This is a genomic window from Glutamicibacter sp. AOP5-A2-18 (genome assembly GCF_052446055.1).
Classification (GTDB): Bacteria; Actinomycetota; Actinomycetes; order Actinomycetales; family Micrococcaceae; genus Glutamicibacter.
In genome coordinates, this window is the sequence record NZ_JBQSVW010000001.1 from 1,118,868 (window position 1) to 1,134,535 (window position 15,668).

Sequence of the window (15,668 nt, forward strand, 5' to 3'; positions counted from 1 at the left end):
GTGCGGAGCTAGAATTCTTCACCGTGTGTGATGACATTGGCAGCGCGTCCCACGATGTGCGGGTCCGGGGAACCCACCAACTCATGATCTTTTCCCTTGTAGTCAAAGAGATCAAGCACGTGTCGCATCGCTTGGAGTCGGGCGCGCTTTTTGTCATTAGACTTCACCACGGTCCACGGAGCATGATCGGTATCAGTCTTGAGGAACATTTCTTTCTTTGCTTCCGTGTACTTCTCCCATTTATCCAAAGATTCAAGATCCATGGGGGAGAGCTTCCATTGGCGCACTGGGTCAATGCGGCGAATCGTGAAGCGAGTGAGCTGTTCACTAGAAGAGACCGAGAACCAGAACTTCACTAGATCGATGCCTTCGTCGACCACCATCTTTTCAAAGGATGGAGTCTGCTCAAGAAAGTGATCTACCTGTTCCGGAGTGCAGAAACCCATCACGCGCTCTACTCCAGCCCGGTTGTACCAAGAGCGGTCAAAGAGAACGATTTCCCCCGCTGAGGGGAAATGTTGCACATAACGCTGGTAGTACCACTGGGTTGATTCACGTTCGCTGGGTTTCTCCAGCGCCACCACACGGGCACCGCGCGGATTCAAATGCTCAGTGAAACGCTTGATCGTGCCGCCCTTGCCCGCTGCGTCACGGCCTTCAAAAACAATCATGATGCGACGCCCATTGGCCTTCACCCATTTTTGAAGCTTCAGCAGCTCAATTTGCAGGGCACGTTTTTCAACTTCGTAGGTATCGCGGTCAAGCTTCTCGTTGTAAGGGTAATCTTCACGCCACGTGTCAACGTCAGTTCCGTCGGCGCGCAACAACACTGGGTCGTCATCATCGTCGTCAAGCACCGAAAAACCGCGGAACGCTTCGTCAAGCAGGGGGACTTCTACACTCATACTTCTCAGCCTAAAATTTCAGAATGAACGGTTAGTGAACTCGTACTGAACTGGAATGGCGCAAGGCTATGCCGGGAAATCAGGCAACCTTTGTTCGGTTAACCAAGCAGTCAAGATTCCTTCAACGTCGACGTTCGTCGCATGCTTTTTTACGTGTTTGGCAAACTTCTCTGTGTTCACAGAAGCATGCTGATATGTGCTGGTCCAGTCCTGGAGCATGGCGTAAAAAGTCTTGTCACCAAGAGCCGTCAACAGGGCGTAGAGCGTGAGCGCACCGCGCTTGTACACGCGGTCATCAAACATGTCTTCGGGGCCCGGATCACCGACCTGCAGATCTTGGGGGAGGCCATCGAGCATTTCCCAAGCCGTGCGAGCGCGCTGTTCGAGGGACATGATCTTTGCCTGATCTGAATAGACCCACTCGCTGAAGCAAGCGAATCCTTCGTTGAGCCAGATGTCTTTCCACCGCTCAGGGGTCAGCGAATTCCCAAACCACTGGTGGGCAAATTCGTGGGCGATTAGTCGTTGGGCTTCCCAATCCAACGACAAATGGTTCCGGCCGAAAATGCTCATGCCTTGGGCTTCCAACGGAATCTCAAGGTCATCATCAACAACAACAATCTTGTAATCTTCAAAGGGATAAGGGCCGAACTTCAGTTCAAAGATTTGCGCCATGTCAGCTTGCTTCGCAAAGGCTCCGCGCACCGCGAGGTCATTACCCGGTACGGAGTAAGCCAGCAGGTGTCCACCACGGTCAAAGGAAATTTCTGCGTAGCGGCCAATCTGCAAGGTTGCCAAGTAGGTTGCCATTGGTTCACGTTGCTCATAAACCCACGTATTTCGGCTTGCCGAGCGGCGGTGATTCATCAACTCGCCGTTGGCAACAACCCGGTAGCCGGCGTCGGTAGAAACCTCAAAACGATACGAAGACTTGTGACTCGGGTGGTCATTGCAGGGGAACCAGGTTGAAGCGCCCACTGGTTGTCCGGACACCAAAATACCGTCGGTTAACTCTTCCCAGCCGACCTCGCCCCACTGTCCGTTATCTACGCTGGGGTTACCTCCGTAGCGCAATTGAAGTTCGATCTGTTCCCCGGCTTTGACCCGGCTTGGGGTGGCAACAACTACTCTGTGGTGCTTTTTGCTGACAGAAACCTTGCGACCTTGGCACGTGGCTTTGACGATTTTTAGCCCGTTGAGGTTCAGTTCAATTTCGTTCAGGTCTTCGAGCGCTCGTATACGTAGGGTGGCTCGGCCATCAAGGTGATTACTGGCAAGTTTGACCACTAAGTTCACGTCGTAATGCTCTACCGTGTAGCTTCCGGAGCCATAGTGTTTGGTGTACTCATCCAAAATGCGATGGGGCATATCTCTACGTATCCTCAGGCTTCGTGCGCGACTGGTTGCGTTGGTTGTTCAACTGGCTTGATGTTCCAGCGTACTGCGGGGTTGCCCCGCCAATAGGTATTGGCAGGCAGTACCTCTCCGCGCAGAACCAAACTGGCTGGACCGGTGGTTGTACCTTCGGAGATCTTGGCCGCTGGCAAGATGACACTATGTGGGCCCAGGGTAGCTCCCGCACCTAGGGTGACCTTGTCGATGGACATGATGCGGTCGTGGAACAAGTGAGTCTGTAGGACCGAACCACGGTTGACCGTTGAATGGTCTTCCAGAGTGACGAGATCGGCTTCGGGCAGCCAGTAGCTTTCGCACCAGACGCCGTGCCCAATCTTGGCCCCTTGGGCGCGTAGGAACCAGACCAAGGCCGGAGTGCCTGAAGCCAAGCGTGCAAACCATTGTGCGCACACAAGTTCGGTGAAGGAATCGACCATTTCGGTGCGCCAGATAAATGAGCTCCACAGTGTGTGTTCACTTGGGCGGATGGCGCCAACTACAAGCCATTTGGCCGCCACTGCGATCAGTGCTGCCAATGCTCCGGCAGCTACGAGTACTGCGCCACTGAGCAGGATGCTCAGCCACACGTTGGTGGAGGTGATCAATGCAGCTAGCGCCCACAGCACTCCACCGGCGATGGCTACGGTGGTGAAGACCGCCAGCGAACGGGTCAGTTCCCAGAAGGAACGCATGATCTTTAGCTTCAACCCTGGCTGATAGGTCCGCTCGGATTCGGCTTCCACGGTGGTACGGCGCAACTTATGTGGAGGCGAACCGATCCAAGAAGTGCCAGCCTTCATCTTCTTCGGGGTAGCGGACAATACTGCGATCAACGAACGCTTGGGGACTCTGCGACCGGCATGCAAGATGCCTGAGTTGCCCAGGAACGCCTTTTTACCAATGCGGACCGGGGCGATATGCATCCACCCGCCACCTAGTTCGTAGGAGGCCACCATGGTGTCGTCGGCCAAGAACGCGCCGGAGGAAATAGTGGTCATCTTGGGAATGAGCAGAACAGTGGAAATTTCGACGTCACGACCCACCTTGGCGCCGAGCAAACGTAGCCAGATCGGGGTGAATAGTGAGGCATACAGCGGGAAGAGCTGATCACGAGCGGTATCAAGTACGCGTTCGGTGGCCCATGCTTGCCAACCCACGCGGGAAGTGACCGGATGCCATCCTTCGACCAGGCCGATGGATAGCAGGCGCACGATGATGATGGTGAGCACCATGCTGCTCAAGAACCAGACAATGGCCGCCACCACAACGGCAGGGATAAAGCGCCAGCCGATTTCAGCTAACGAAGGTGCTGGCCGCAAGACTGGGGTGAGCGCAAGCAGTGCCAGAAGAATCGGGATCCACTGTGTCAGGTTGAGCAAGACTGAAGCGAGCCCGCCGAGTAGTCGCGGCAATTTACGATAGGCAGGTTCCTGCTCGGGCCATTTTGGTTTGGCCTTGGACTCTCTGGTTGCCGGGGAACCGGCATAGCGGGAGTTATCACGGGTCGTTCCATAGACGGCTGATCCCGCATCAACAATGGTGTTCGCCCCGATGACTGAGCCGGGAGTCAGGGTACTGCGTGCACCAATGGAGGCATGCGCGCCCACCTCGATGGTGCCCACATGCAGTTTGTCGCCGTCGATCCAGTAGCCACTGACGTCAACTTCCGGTTCAATGGTGGCGCCGGGGCCTACGGTGAGCATGCCGGTGACCGGTGGCAAGGAATGGATTGTCGCGGTGCGGTCAATTTTTGCGCCGAGCATCCGAGCGTACCAAGGCAGTAATGGTGCGCTGGAAAGGGAAATCGGGTCAACAACATCAGCGACATGCTGGGCCAACCAAAGACGCAGGTGCACGGATCCTGAACGAGGATAAGTTCCGGGTTTCAGTCCGCGTAGCAAGAGTTTATTGGCCAGGATTGACAAGCTCATGCGGCCAAGTGGAGTCACGAACACCAGCCACAGTCCGGCTATCACGTACCAAGGGGTTGGCAAGGGGTCTTCAAAAACGTTCATGGCCACGAGGACTAGGTGTCCGAGCAACAGGAAGGTGACCCAACGCAGTCCGGAGAGAATAAACAGCGGGAAGGCGACCAGGGTTTGCGCCAACTGGGTCAGGCGCTTGGTGCGAAGAACCGTGCGCGGTTCCACCGGTTCACTTGATACCTGTTGACCGCCCAGATACTCAACAAGAGCGCCGAATCGCGGGTAGTCGTAGAGTTCGGCAACCGTCAGGTCTGGGTAGCGAACGCGCAATGCCGAGACCAGCTGGGCAGCAGAGAGCGAACCTCCGCCGGAAGCAAAGAAGTCAGCGTCAATTCCGGATACGGGTGCACCGAGTGCCCCTTGCCATGCCTCGGCAATAAATTCGCCAACTTCATCCAGCGGTGGAAGATCTTGGGACTGTTCGGTGTTTTCAGATCCCGGTAGCGGCCAAGGCAATGCGTTGCGGTCTACCTTGCCACTGGTCTTCATCGGCAGGTTATCCATGACCGCAAGGATCGGAACCATTGGTGCTGGCAGGTCTTCTAACAGGGCGGTGCGTGCAGCGGACAGATCGTAATCTTGGGATGCTTGCAAATAACCGACAAGGATCTTGTTGCCGGTAGCCGTTTCACGGACCGCGACAGCTGCCGAAGATACTCCGACCAAGGAGTTCAACGCTGCGTCGATCTCACCAAGTTCGATGCGCCGTCCACCGATTTTCACCTGATCGTCAACACGACCAATAAAGATCAAACCCAGCGGATCATTGATGACCATGTCGCCGGAACGATAGGCGCGCTTCCAACCGAGTGTGGGCATCGGTGCGTATTTCTCTGCGTCTTTTTCAGGATCAAGGTAGCGGGCCAGTCCCACGCCGCCAATGATCAATTCACCAGATTCGCCTTCGGCAACCGGAATACCCGCAGGGTCAACGACTGCCAGATCCCATCCGTCCAGCGGCAAGCCGATGCGTACCGGAAGGCTGCCGTCCATGGTGGCGCCGCAGGCGACAACGGTTGCTTCGGTAGGTCCATAGGTGTTCCACACTTCGCGGCCTTCGGTGGCCAGTCGTGCGGCTAATTCTGAAGGACATGCTTCGCCACCAAAAATCAGCAGGCGAACCGAATCCAAGGCTTGGGCCGGCCATAGTGCTGCCAAGGTGGGAACGGTGGACACTGCGGTGATGGAACGGGAAATCAACCAAGGACCAAGGTCCATGCCGCTGCGCACGAGGGCGCGCGGGGCGGGGACGAGGCAGGCGCCATTGCGCCAAGCAATCCACATTTCTTCGCAGGATGCATCAAAAGCTACGGATAGCCCAGCAAGCACGCGGTCTGTGGTGTTTAGCGGATCAACCGGTAAAAACATCTTGGCTTCAGCATCAACAAACGCGGCCGCTGATCGATGAGAAACGGCAACACCCTTGGGCTTGCCGGTGGAGCCGGAAGTGAAAATGATCCACGCGTCATCTTCAAGCCCCGGAAGGCGCGGTGCGCTAAAGGGTTTAGGGCGTTGGGAATCCACCACGATGGTGTCCGTACCCTTAACGATTCCGGCAACTTGCGCTTCGGTAAATACCGTTTTGGCACGTTCGTCCGGGTCATCGGCGTCTACCGGAACGTAGGCGGCGCCGACCCAGAGAATCGCCAAGATCCACTCATATAGGTGACGAGTTCCGGACTCAACACGAACGCCAACGCGGTCGCCAGCTCCCAAACCTTGCTCGTGGAGGCGCAGCGCCTTGGCCTTGACCTCAAGGAGCAACTCTGCGTAACTCTCGGTGCGCTCGCCGTCGTCAATAGCCGCCGCGTCGGGGTGAGCCTGCGCGGTGTTCTGGAGAATGTCTATGAGGGTACGGGCAGCCGGAGCTAATGCACCGGAAGGAAATTGTGGGGTGTAAATTTCTTGATCCGGTACAGGAGTTTGATCGTTGTTCATTTTGAACGGATCCATCGCTTTCACAAAAATGTGTCAGTTGTGTCGGGTCGCTGGGGGAGTGCGTCCCGGAAACGAAATGGATCCTGGAGGGGTGGGACCTGCTGGTCCCGTATTCATTTAATACGCTTTGAACCTCGCCTTAGCCCAGACTTGCTTGAACTGTCGGCTATCTCTCAAAGGATTCACTTCTGCTACGCGAAAGGCCTTCGAAGCAATGGGTTTTATTGCTTCTCAGGCCTTATCGCTGGTACTTACGGCAACAGGATGACTTTGCCAGTGGTGGATCGAGATTCCAAGGCAGTATGCGCCGCGGCTGCCTCGGTCAGCGGATACTGTGCACCGATGCGCACATCAATCTTTCCGCTGGCTACCCAACCAACCATGTCGCCGAAGCGCCAGTGCATCTCCTGCTGCGAGGTCAAGAAGTCCACAAGCTTTGGACGTGTCACGGTCAACGAACCGCCGGCATTCAATCGCTGGATATCAAAAGGTGGGACCTGACCGCTGGCGCCACCAAAGAGAACTAGCGTGCCACGGCGGCGCAAGGCTGCCAGCGACGTATCAAAGGTGTCTTTGCCGATACCGTCATAGACCGCGTTAACTCCCTTGCCGCCGGTGACTTTGTCAACGGTTTGGGCCACCTGGTCGTAATCGACCACGTAGTCTGCCCCGGCTGCCTTAGCCAGATCCTTCTTTTCCTGGGTGGATGCGGTGGTGATAACGGTGGCACCCTTGAGTTTGAGTAGCTGGGTGAGGATCAGGCCTACTCCACCGGCACCGGCATAGGTGAGGATAACGTCGCCGTTGTGAACCATGTAGCTGGAGTGGACCAGATAGTGAGCGGTCATGCCCTGTAGGGGAAGGGCCGCAGCGACATGTAAGTCCACCGCGTCCGGGACCTTGCCGGTAAGCGCGGCATCCACCAATGCATACTGCGAGTAGCCCGCTTCTCCGGAGGCCGTTGCTACGCGATCGCCGATCTTGAAGTTCTGTACGCCTTCACCAATCTGCTCAACTACGCCAGAGAATTCTGAGCCGGGCACAAATGGGTAGTCCACGGTGTAAATGCCGCTGCGTTGGTAGGTCTCGATGAAGTTCACGCCGGTCGCCGCGATCCTGACAAGGAGCTGGCCAGCACCCGGGGACGGAACTGGGATTTGAGTTAGCTTCAGTCCGTTGGCGTCGGTTGGTTCGTTAATTGCAATGGCTTGTTGCTCCATGTTGCATTACTCCTGAAATTCTCAATGTCCCGGGGGGGGTGTTCCGGCGGGGTCTCTACGGCCAGTTTAGGACTTTGCTCTTCATGGTGGGGACAGCTTCGCAGGATGTCGGGTTACGTGACGAAGAATTTTATGAATATTTATTAGCGTGGGTGAATATTTCGCGATAGAATCTAGTCATGACGATTTCAGTAGCTGTCTCCGGCGCCAGCGGATACGCCGGCGGTGAGGTCCTTCGCATCCTTGCGGCCCATCCAGAAGTAGAGATTGGCGCAATCACCGCGCACTCCCAAGCCGGGCAGCGACTCGGCTCGATCGCGCCGCATCTGCATGCGCTCGCCGATCGAGTCTTGGTAGAAACCTCGGTAGAAAACCTCGCAGGGCATGACGTAGTATTCCTGGCCCTGCCACACGGTGCCTCCGGCGCCGTGGCCGCAGCGCTACCCGAAAACACCTTGGTCATTGATGCCGGGGCAGATCACCGCCTTGAATCAGCAGCCGCCTGGGAAAAGTTCTACGGCTCCGAACACGCAGGCTTCTGGCCATATGGGCTGCCCGAACTACCTGGCCAGCGTGAAAAACTGGTGGGCACCAAGCGCGTAGCCGTACCAGGCTGTTACCCAACCGGCGGTCAGCTCGCCCTTGCACCGGGCTTCGCGGCCGGGCTGCTCGAGTCAGATGACGTGGTCATCGTCTCCGCTTCCGGAACCTCGGGAGCCGGCAAATCGCTGAAGCCAAACCTCTTGGGTAGCGAAGTGATGGGCTCGATGAGCACCTACGGTGTTGGTGGCATCCACCGCCATATCCCGGAAATGGAACAGGGCTTCTCCAAGCTGGCCGGCGAAGAGGTCACCGTGTCTTTCACCCCAACGCTGGCACCGATGCCACGCGGAATTTTGACCACCGCCACCGCCAAGGTGAAAGCCGGAGTCACTGAAGCGCAATTGCGCACCGCTTGGGAACAAGCGTACGCCAACGAGCAATTTGTGCACCTGCTACCCGAGGGCCAGTGGCCGACTACCGGCGCGGTCCAAGGCTCCAACCACGTTCAGCTACAGCTGGCCTTTGATACGCACGCCAACCGTGTGATTGTCACCGCCGCGCTCGATAACCTCACCAAAGGCACCGCAGGAGCCGCAGTTCAGTCCATGAACATCGCCCTGGGCTTGCCAGAAAATACCGGATTGCTCATGCAAGGAGTTGCACCGTGAGTCTCGCCCACACCAATACCTATCCTTCGGCACCAACTCTAGGTGTCACCGCACCGGCCGGATTCAGCGCTGCCGGGGTACCAGCAGGTCTGAAGTCCACCGGCAAGAACGACGTTGTTCTGGTCAAAAACCTTGGTCCAAACTTTAACGCCGCGGGTGTCTTCACCTCCAACCGTGTGGCCGCCGCCCCAGTGCACTGGTCCAAGCAGGTCTTGGCTGATGGTCGAATTGATGCGGTGCTGCTGAACTCCGGCGGAGCCAATGCCTGCACCGGCGCCGAAGGTTTTGGCAATACCCACCAGAGTGCCGAATACGTCGCTGAACTGCTCTCGGTCTCCGCAGGGGATGTCGCAGTGGCCTCCACCGGCCTGATCGGCATGCAGCTTCCCATGGATAAGCTGCTTCCCGGGGTGAAAGCCGCCGCGGATGTGTTGGCTACCGACCAGAATGCCGCCGATCAGGCTGCAGCCGGAATTATGACCACCGATACCGTGCCGAAGTTAGTTTCGCGCACGGTGGGGGATGCTGCAAGTGGCCAAGTGGTCATCGGCGGTATGGCCAAGGGCGCGGGCATGCTCGCCCCGGCGCTTGCCACCATGCTGGTTGTTCTCACCACCGATGCGGTGCTTTCTTCCGATCAGGCCGATCAGGCTCTGCGCGTAGCCACTGCGATGAGCTTTGACCGTGCCGACTCCGATGGCTGCATGTCCACCAACGACACCGTGTTGCTGCTGGCCTCCGGTGCCTCGGGCACCACCCCGGACTTGGGCGAATTCACTGCAGCACTGACCGACGCCTGCTGCGAACTGGCCGCGATGCTGATCGAAGACGCCGAGGGGGCCGATCACACCATCGCGATCCGCACCTACAATGCCGCCAGTGAAGCCGACGCCCTGGAAGTGTCCAAGGCCGTATCCCGCTCCAACCTGGTCAAGACCGCAGTGTTTGGCAAAGACCCTAACTGGGGCCGTGTGCTCTCCGAGGTTGGCACCACCAAGGCCGCCTTTGAACCAGATCAGCTTAACGTCTCGATCAACGGCGTGATGGTCTGCAAAAACGGCGGGGTGGGCGAAGATCGAAATCTGGTCTCTCTTGAAGAGCGCAACGTGTCCATCGAGATCGATCTGAACGCAGGCAGTGAGGAAGCCACCGTGCTGACCAACGACCTGACCCACGACTACGTCCACGAAAACTCCGCCTACTCCAGCTAGGAACGATCCACATGGCTCAAAGCATCCGCACCAACCTGGATTCCGCCCAATCCAAAGCCGAAGCGCTCATTGAAGCACTGCCGTGGATCCAGCGCTTTGCCGGAACCACCATGGTCATCAAATACGGTGGCAATGCGATGGTCAACGATGAGCTGCGACGTGCCTTCGCCGAGGACATCGTCTTCTTGCGGCATGCCGGAATCAATCCGGTGGTGGTGCACGGAGGCGGACCGCAGATCAATAAGATGCTTGATACTTTGGGCATCAAGTCGGAATTCCGCGGGGGACTGCGGGTGACCACGCCCGAGGCCATGGACGTGGTTCGTATGGTGCTCACCGGCCAGGTGCAGCGCGATCTGGTGGGGCTCATCAACTCCCACGGACCTTACTCGGTGGGCATGTCCGGCGAGGACGGCGCCACCTTGCAGGCCGTGCGGACCGGCACCATCGTTGACGGATTGCCGGTGGATTTGGGTTTGGTTGGTGAGGTCACGCGCGTGCGCACCGATCAGGTTGACTCACTGGTGGACGCCGGCATGATCCCGGTGATTTCCACCGTCGCCCCGGAATTTGATGACAATGGCGATCCAACCGGTGCGGTGCTCAACGTTAACGCCGATACCGCCGCGGCCGCCCTAGCCACCGCGCTGGGCGCCACCAAACTGGTGATCCTCACCGATGTGGAAGGGTTGTACGCGGCCTGGCCGGACAAGTCCTCGCTGATCAGTTCCATCACCAACGATGAGCTGCGCGGCATGCTGCCAAATCTGGAATCGGGCATGATCCCCAAAATGGGTGCCTGCCTGAAAGCCGTCGATGAAGGCGTGGGCCAAGCGCACATCGTGGACGGTCGAGTCCCGCACTCCATGCTGCTAGAAATCTTCACCACCGCCGGTGTGGGCACCCAGGTGCTCCCGGGGGTAATCACCCACGCAAAGGACAACTTGTGAGCGAGCAATCCACGCACACCAACAGCGCTACCGATGTGGCCATCGATGAGGTGGCGCAATTAACCCAGCTTTCTTCGGCGGCTCTTTCCGAGCGCTACGCGACCTCGCTACTTGGCGTTTTTGGCACCCCGCAGCGTGTACTCGTGCGTGGTGCTGGCTGCCATGTGTGGGATGCTGACGGCAACCAGTACCTGGACCTGCTCGGTGGGATCGCGGTGAATACCCTAGGGCATGCCAACCCGCTGCTGACCTCCGTGATCACCAGCCAGCTGGCTACCTTGGGGCACGTGTCGAACTTCTTCACTTCCCCGAGCCAGATCGCGCTGGCCGAAAAGCTACTGGAAATCTCTGCCGCACCGGCAGGTTCCAAAGTCTTCTTCGCCAACTCCGGAACCGAAGCCAACGAGGCGGCCCTGAAGCTGACCCGGCGCAACGCTGGCACCGCCGATACCCCGCGTACCCGGGTGATCGCCCTAGAACACGCCTTCCACGGCCGCACCCTAGGTGCACTGTCGCTGACCTATAAGGAAAAGTACCGGGCTCCTTTCGCTCCGCTACCCGAAAACGTCACCTGGATTCCAGCCGGCGATATCGAGGCGCTGCGTGAGGCAGTGGACGAAACTGTCTCGGCGGTGTTCATCGAGCCGATTCAGGGTGAGGCCGGAGTGAAAATGCTCTCGGCTCAGTACCTGCAGGCAGCCCGGGACATTACCCGCAAGGCTGGCGCCTTGCTGGTCTTCGACGAGGTGCAAACCGGCATGGGGCGCACCGGCGCATTCTTCGCCTCGGCACCGGTCATTCCCGACGTGATGACCTTGGCCAAGGGTCTGGGCGGCGGCTTCCCGATCGGCGCGATGATCGTCTTTGGTGAAGAAAATACCGGACGCCTAACCCCGGGCGATCACGGCACCACCTTTGGTGGTAACCCGGTAGCCTGCGCGGCGGGCCTGGCGGTCATCCACACCATCGAATCCCAGAACCTGCTTAAACAGGTTCGAGAAAATGGTCAGTGGCTGCGTCAACAGCTCGCCGGGATCACCGGCGTGGGACAGGTGCGCGGGGCAGGGATGCTCACCGCCTTTGAGCTTACCGAGGCCAACGCCCCGGCACTGGTGACCGCGGCGCTAGATGCCGGATTTATCATCAACGCCACCGATGAGTTCACCATCCGTCTGGCCCCGCCACTGGTGATCACCGAAGAGCAGCTGGGCAGCTTCTTGCAGGCGCTGCCACAGCTGATCGCCGCCGCCTAAAACTTCGCACAAATTTTAAGGAACAAACTGATGAGCACAACCCGCCACTTTTTGACCGACCTGGATTTCACCGCCGACGAACAGTCCAAGGTGCTTGATCTGGCCGCTGCGATGAAGGCCGACAAGTACGGCTACCAGCCATACGCTGGCCCGCAGACCGTCGCGGTCTTTTTTGACAAGACCAGCACCCGCACCCGCGTTTCCTTCCACGCCGGCATCGCCGAACTGGGCGGCTCCCCGCTGATCATCAACTCCGGCGAATCCCAGCTGGGCCATAAGGAGTCCATCGCCGACTCCGCCATGGTGCTCGAACGTATGGTCTCCACCATCGTGTGGCGCACCTACGCCCAGTCTGGCCTGGAAGAAATGGCGGCAAACTCATCCGTGCCGGTCATCAACGCGCTGAGCGATGACTACCACCCGTGCCAGTTGATCGCCGATCTGCTCACCGTGCGCGAGCACAAGGGCGCCACCCAAGGTCTGACCATGAGCTACCTGGGCGACTCGGCCAACAATATGGCCAACTCCTACCTGCTTGCTGGTGTCACCGCCGGCATGCATGTGCGCATTGCCGGCCCCGAAGTCTACCTGCCTGCCGAATCGATCGTCGCCGCCGCACAAGAGCGGGCGAAACTCACCGGGGGATCGGTCACCATCACCACCGACGCTGCCGCCGCACTGAAGGACGCCGATGTGGTGGTCACCGACACCTGGGTTTCCATGGGCCAGGAAGATGAGAAGGAAGCGCGCCTGAAGCTGTTCACCGACTACTCGGTCACCTCCGAGGCGATGAAGCTGGCCAAGGCGGATGCGATCGTACTCCATTGCCTTCCTGCCTACCGCGGCTACGAAATTTCCGCCGAGGTCATTGACGGCCCACAGTCGGTAGTTTTTGACGAAGCCGAAAACCGCGTGCACGCCCAAAAGGCCGTCATGACCTGGCTTATGGTCGCTTCCGGCCTGGCCCAAGATCCCCGAGTGGAGCTGTAAAAAAATGTCCTCGCAGCCAAGCACCAAAACCGCTCGACAGGCCCGCATCCGCGCATTTTTGGGCAACAACTCGGTCAAATCACAGGCCGAGCTACTCGGGCTGCTCAAGGACGACGGGCTGGAAGTCACCCAGGCCACGCTTTCGCGTGATCTGGTGGAAATCGGCGCGGTGCGCATCCGCGACCACTCCGGCCAGCTGATTTACGCGGTCCGCCAAGAAGGTGGGGATCGTTCCCCGCAGACCGCGATTACCCAGGAAGTGCTCGACGCGCGCCTGGCCAAGATTTGCGCCGAGCAGCTCGTCACCGCCGAAGCCTCCGGGAACATCGTGGTGCTGCGCACCCCGCCCGGCGCGGCGAATCTGCTGGCCCTGGCCATCGACCACTCGCAGATGCCGCTCATTTTGGGCTGCATCGCGGGAGATGACACCATCATGGTCACCACCCGCGACGTGGATGGGGGAGCCGAGGTGGCTGCCCGCTTCCTCGCACTGGCCGAACCGCGCTAACCCGCTTCCACACGCCGCTTCCACACGCCGCTTCCACGCGCCCGCTTCGGCTAGCCCAGGCCGCCACGCACTTTTCCACAGTGCGCGGCGGCCTGCGTTGTTAACCGCCCGATCGGCGCATCATCAACCCATGGACAAAAACAGTGTTACCAGTGCGCTGACCGAGGTCGCTTCGGCGCTGGCCTCGGGCATCACGCTGGAGCCGGCGCAGCTGCTGCACGCCGAAACACTGTGCCTGGAACTGGTCCAAAACCTGAGCACCCAGGCATCTTCCATCGCCGATCCACGCGTTGCCGTGGCCCACGCACAACTGGCCGAAGCGTTGAGCCGGCAGGCCACACGCGCCAGCATAGCCGCGGCCAGCACCGTGGAAACCACCGCCGCGCATGCCCTGCACGTGAATGAATTCGACGACCTGCGCGCCGGCGTCACAGATTTCAGCGCCGAACCGGTTTTTGCCCCAGGCCGCACCCTCTACCAGGACGCGGCGGAGACCCTAGCCAGCGTGCTGGACCTGAACTATTTTGAGGCCGCCCGCCGGATCAGCGACGCACATTTGGTCCACGCCCGCGCCGATATCTCCGGCGCCGCCTGCGCCCCACGGTTCACCTTGTTGGCCGAGCATTTCCATCACGCAGCCACTTCGGATCCTGACCTCACTGCGGATTCTGCCGCATCGTCATCTTCCGGCTCTGCTCAGGGGTGGAGTTTGCCAGATCTGCACCAGCTGGCTGATCCACGCGAAGTGCTCAAAATTGCCCGCGCGCTCGACAAATTTGAACCCGCAGACACCACCTTCGATGGCAGTCCTACCTCGGCTACCGCCACCGCACCGGACGGCGTCCTGCTCGAAGTTCATGCCGCTGAGCACCTGAATATCCAGCAGGTCCGCACCCGCCAGAAGCAGTTGAATTCTTTGGTCAAGGCGTACAAGGACGCACACGGCGAAACAAAAGCTCCCAAGCTGGGGCTCTTTCGCGGCCCGGTGATCAATGGGGTCCACGAATTTATCGTCCGCGTCCGCTCGCTTGATGCAGAGGTCTGGGAATCGTTGATCGCTCAGGCGGACAACAAGCGCACCCAGGCTGGCGCCGCCGCCCGTCAAGCCGTCGATGCTTCCACCTCTTCCGCTAACGCCTCTTCCGCAGGTTCATCAGATTCCACTTCGGCCACCGGCAAAGCGGATCCGGAGGAAAAGACTGACGAGAAAAACACCAACGAGGAAAAGACGGGCGACGAAAGCACCAACGAGCAACGCCCCGACGATGCGGATGAGGCAATCGACCCACTCTGGCACAGTGATGACCCGATTCCTGACTGGGCCCGCAGCGACGCTGCGCACCCGCCCAACGAAGACCCGCCGGAACCACCCGATCCACCTGATCCGTTGGCTCCACCCGCACCAAACAAAGCCTTGCCGACGATGCCCTCAACGTGCAGCATTCCCGAGCGCAGACTCAACGCGCTGAACGCGGTGCTTCGAAATGTCGACCCCGACAGCGCCGGCAAACGCGTGACCCCGGAAATTGTGGTGCATGCAAACTACGCTGACCTGTGTGATTTGGCGTCCCTGCAGGGGATTACCGCCCATGGGGTCAAACTCAGCGGGCCCGAACTGCGCACCATGCTGTGCGAAGCTAAGGTGCTCAGCCCGATTTACAACGCCGACGGGGTCATCATGGATATCGGTCGCGACGCCCGGCTCTTCCCACGGTGGATGAAGTTGGCCGCCCGGGACCGCGATGGTGGCTGCCTGGTACCAGGCTGCACCACAGAACCTGCGTTGTTGGAGTTCCACCACTACACGCCTTGGGCCAAAGGCGGGCACACGCGGTTACAAGACTGCTGTCCCTTGTGCACAAAGCACCACGTCATGGTTCATAGCGGATACCTGAAGCTGGTCAAGATTAAGGGTCTGCCCTACGTCATCCTGCCCAAACATTTGGATCCCGAGCAGGTCCCACGGCGCAATACCTACTTCGCGCGCACCTAAACCCGAATAATACCCAAGCCCCACCAACCCGCAAAACCACACAAAAAACTGCCACGTTGTTCGATCAGTGAAACACTGTGCGAACAACGTGGCAGTTTTTGTCTCTCGG

General features: G+C 59.0%; 11 protein-coding genes. 7 read left to right on the plus strand and 4 right to left on the minus strand.

Annotated elements, in window-relative coordinates:
• Positions 1-8: 8 nt before the first annotated feature.
• The 4 genes from ppk2 to ACT3RW_RS05430 all read right to left on the minus strand — a co-directional run bounded on the left by ppk2 (position 9) and on the right by ACT3RW_RS05430 (position 7,443).
• Positions 9-905 (minus strand): polyphosphate kinase 2, encoded by an 897-nt coding sequence (gene ppk2 / locus ACT3RW_RS05415; RefSeq protein ID WP_444613076.1) that lies wholly within the window; start codon positions 903-905, stop codon positions 9-11.
• Between the two features lie 66 nt (positions 906-971).
• Positions 972-2,273 carry a M1 family metallopeptidase gene (locus ACT3RW_RS05420; protein ID WP_444613077.1) on the minus strand — a complete coding sequence of 434 codons (1,302 nt, stop codon included), beginning with the start codon at positions 2,271-2,273 and terminating at the stop codon, positions 972-974.
• A 14-nt stretch (positions 2,274-2,287) separates the two neighbouring features.
• Positions 2,288-6,223: a Pls/PosA family non-ribosomal peptide synthetase gene (locus ACT3RW_RS05425; RefSeq protein ID WP_444613078.1), complete on the minus strand. Its 3,936-nt coding sequence runs from the start codon at positions 6,221-6,223 to the stop codon at positions 2,288-2,290.
• A gap of 251 nt (positions 6,224-6,474) precedes the next feature.
• Positions 6,475-7,443, minus strand: a complete 969-nt coding sequence (locus ACT3RW_RS05430) for a quinone oxidoreductase family protein (RefSeq protein ID WP_444613079.1) — start codon at positions 7,441-7,443, stop codon at positions 6,475-6,477.
• 179 nt (positions 7,444-7,622) lie between these two features.
• Here ACT3RW_RS05430 and argC point away from each other — a divergent pair, with 179 nt between their 5' ends.
• From argC to ACT3RW_RS05465, 7 genes are all read left to right on the plus strand, one after another.
• Positions 7,623-8,654, plus strand: coding sequence for an N-acetyl-gamma-glutamyl-phosphate reductase (argC, locus tag ACT3RW_RS05435; protein ID WP_444613080.1), 1,032 nt, complete (start codon positions 7,623-7,625; stop codon positions 8,652-8,654).
• Positions 8,651-9,865 carry a bifunctional glutamate N-acetyltransferase/amino-acid acetyltransferase ArgJ gene (gene argJ / locus ACT3RW_RS05440; RefSeq protein WP_444613081.1) on the plus strand — a complete coding sequence of 405 codons (1,215 nt, stop codon included), beginning with the start codon at positions 8,651-8,653 and terminating at the stop codon, positions 9,863-9,865. Before argC ends, argJ begins: the two co-directional genes overlap by 4 nt.
• 11 nt (positions 9,866-9,876) lie before the next feature.
• Positions 9,877-10,815 (plus strand): acetylglutamate kinase, encoded by a 939-nt coding sequence (gene argB, locus ACT3RW_RS05445; protein WP_444613082.1) that lies wholly within the window; start codon positions 9,877-9,879, stop codon positions 10,813-10,815.
• On the plus strand, positions 10,812-12,068 hold the full coding sequence (locus ACT3RW_RS05450; RefSeq protein WP_444613083.1) for an acetylornithine transaminase: 1,257 nt from the start codon (positions 10,812-10,814) through the stop codon (positions 12,066-12,068). Before argB ends, ACT3RW_RS05450 begins: the two co-directional genes overlap by 4 nt.
• A 30-nt stretch (positions 12,069-12,098) precedes the next feature.
• Positions 12,099-13,058: an ornithine carbamoyltransferase gene (gene argF / locus ACT3RW_RS05455; protein ID WP_444613084.1), complete on the plus strand. Its 960-nt coding sequence runs from the start codon at positions 12,099-12,101 to the stop codon at positions 13,056-13,058.
• 4 nt (positions 13,059-13,062) lie between these two features.
• Positions 13,063-13,566 (plus strand): arginine repressor, encoded by a 504-nt coding sequence (locus tag ACT3RW_RS05460; protein ID WP_131089888.1) that lies wholly within the window; start codon positions 13,063-13,065, stop codon positions 13,564-13,566.
• A 130-nt stretch (positions 13,567-13,696) separates the two neighbouring features.
• On the plus strand, positions 13,697-15,559 hold the full coding sequence (locus tag ACT3RW_RS05465; protein ID WP_444613085.1) for an HNH endonuclease signature motif containing protein: 1,863 nt from the start codon (positions 13,697-13,699) through the stop codon (positions 15,557-15,559).
• Positions 15,560-15,668: the final 109 nt, after the last annotated feature.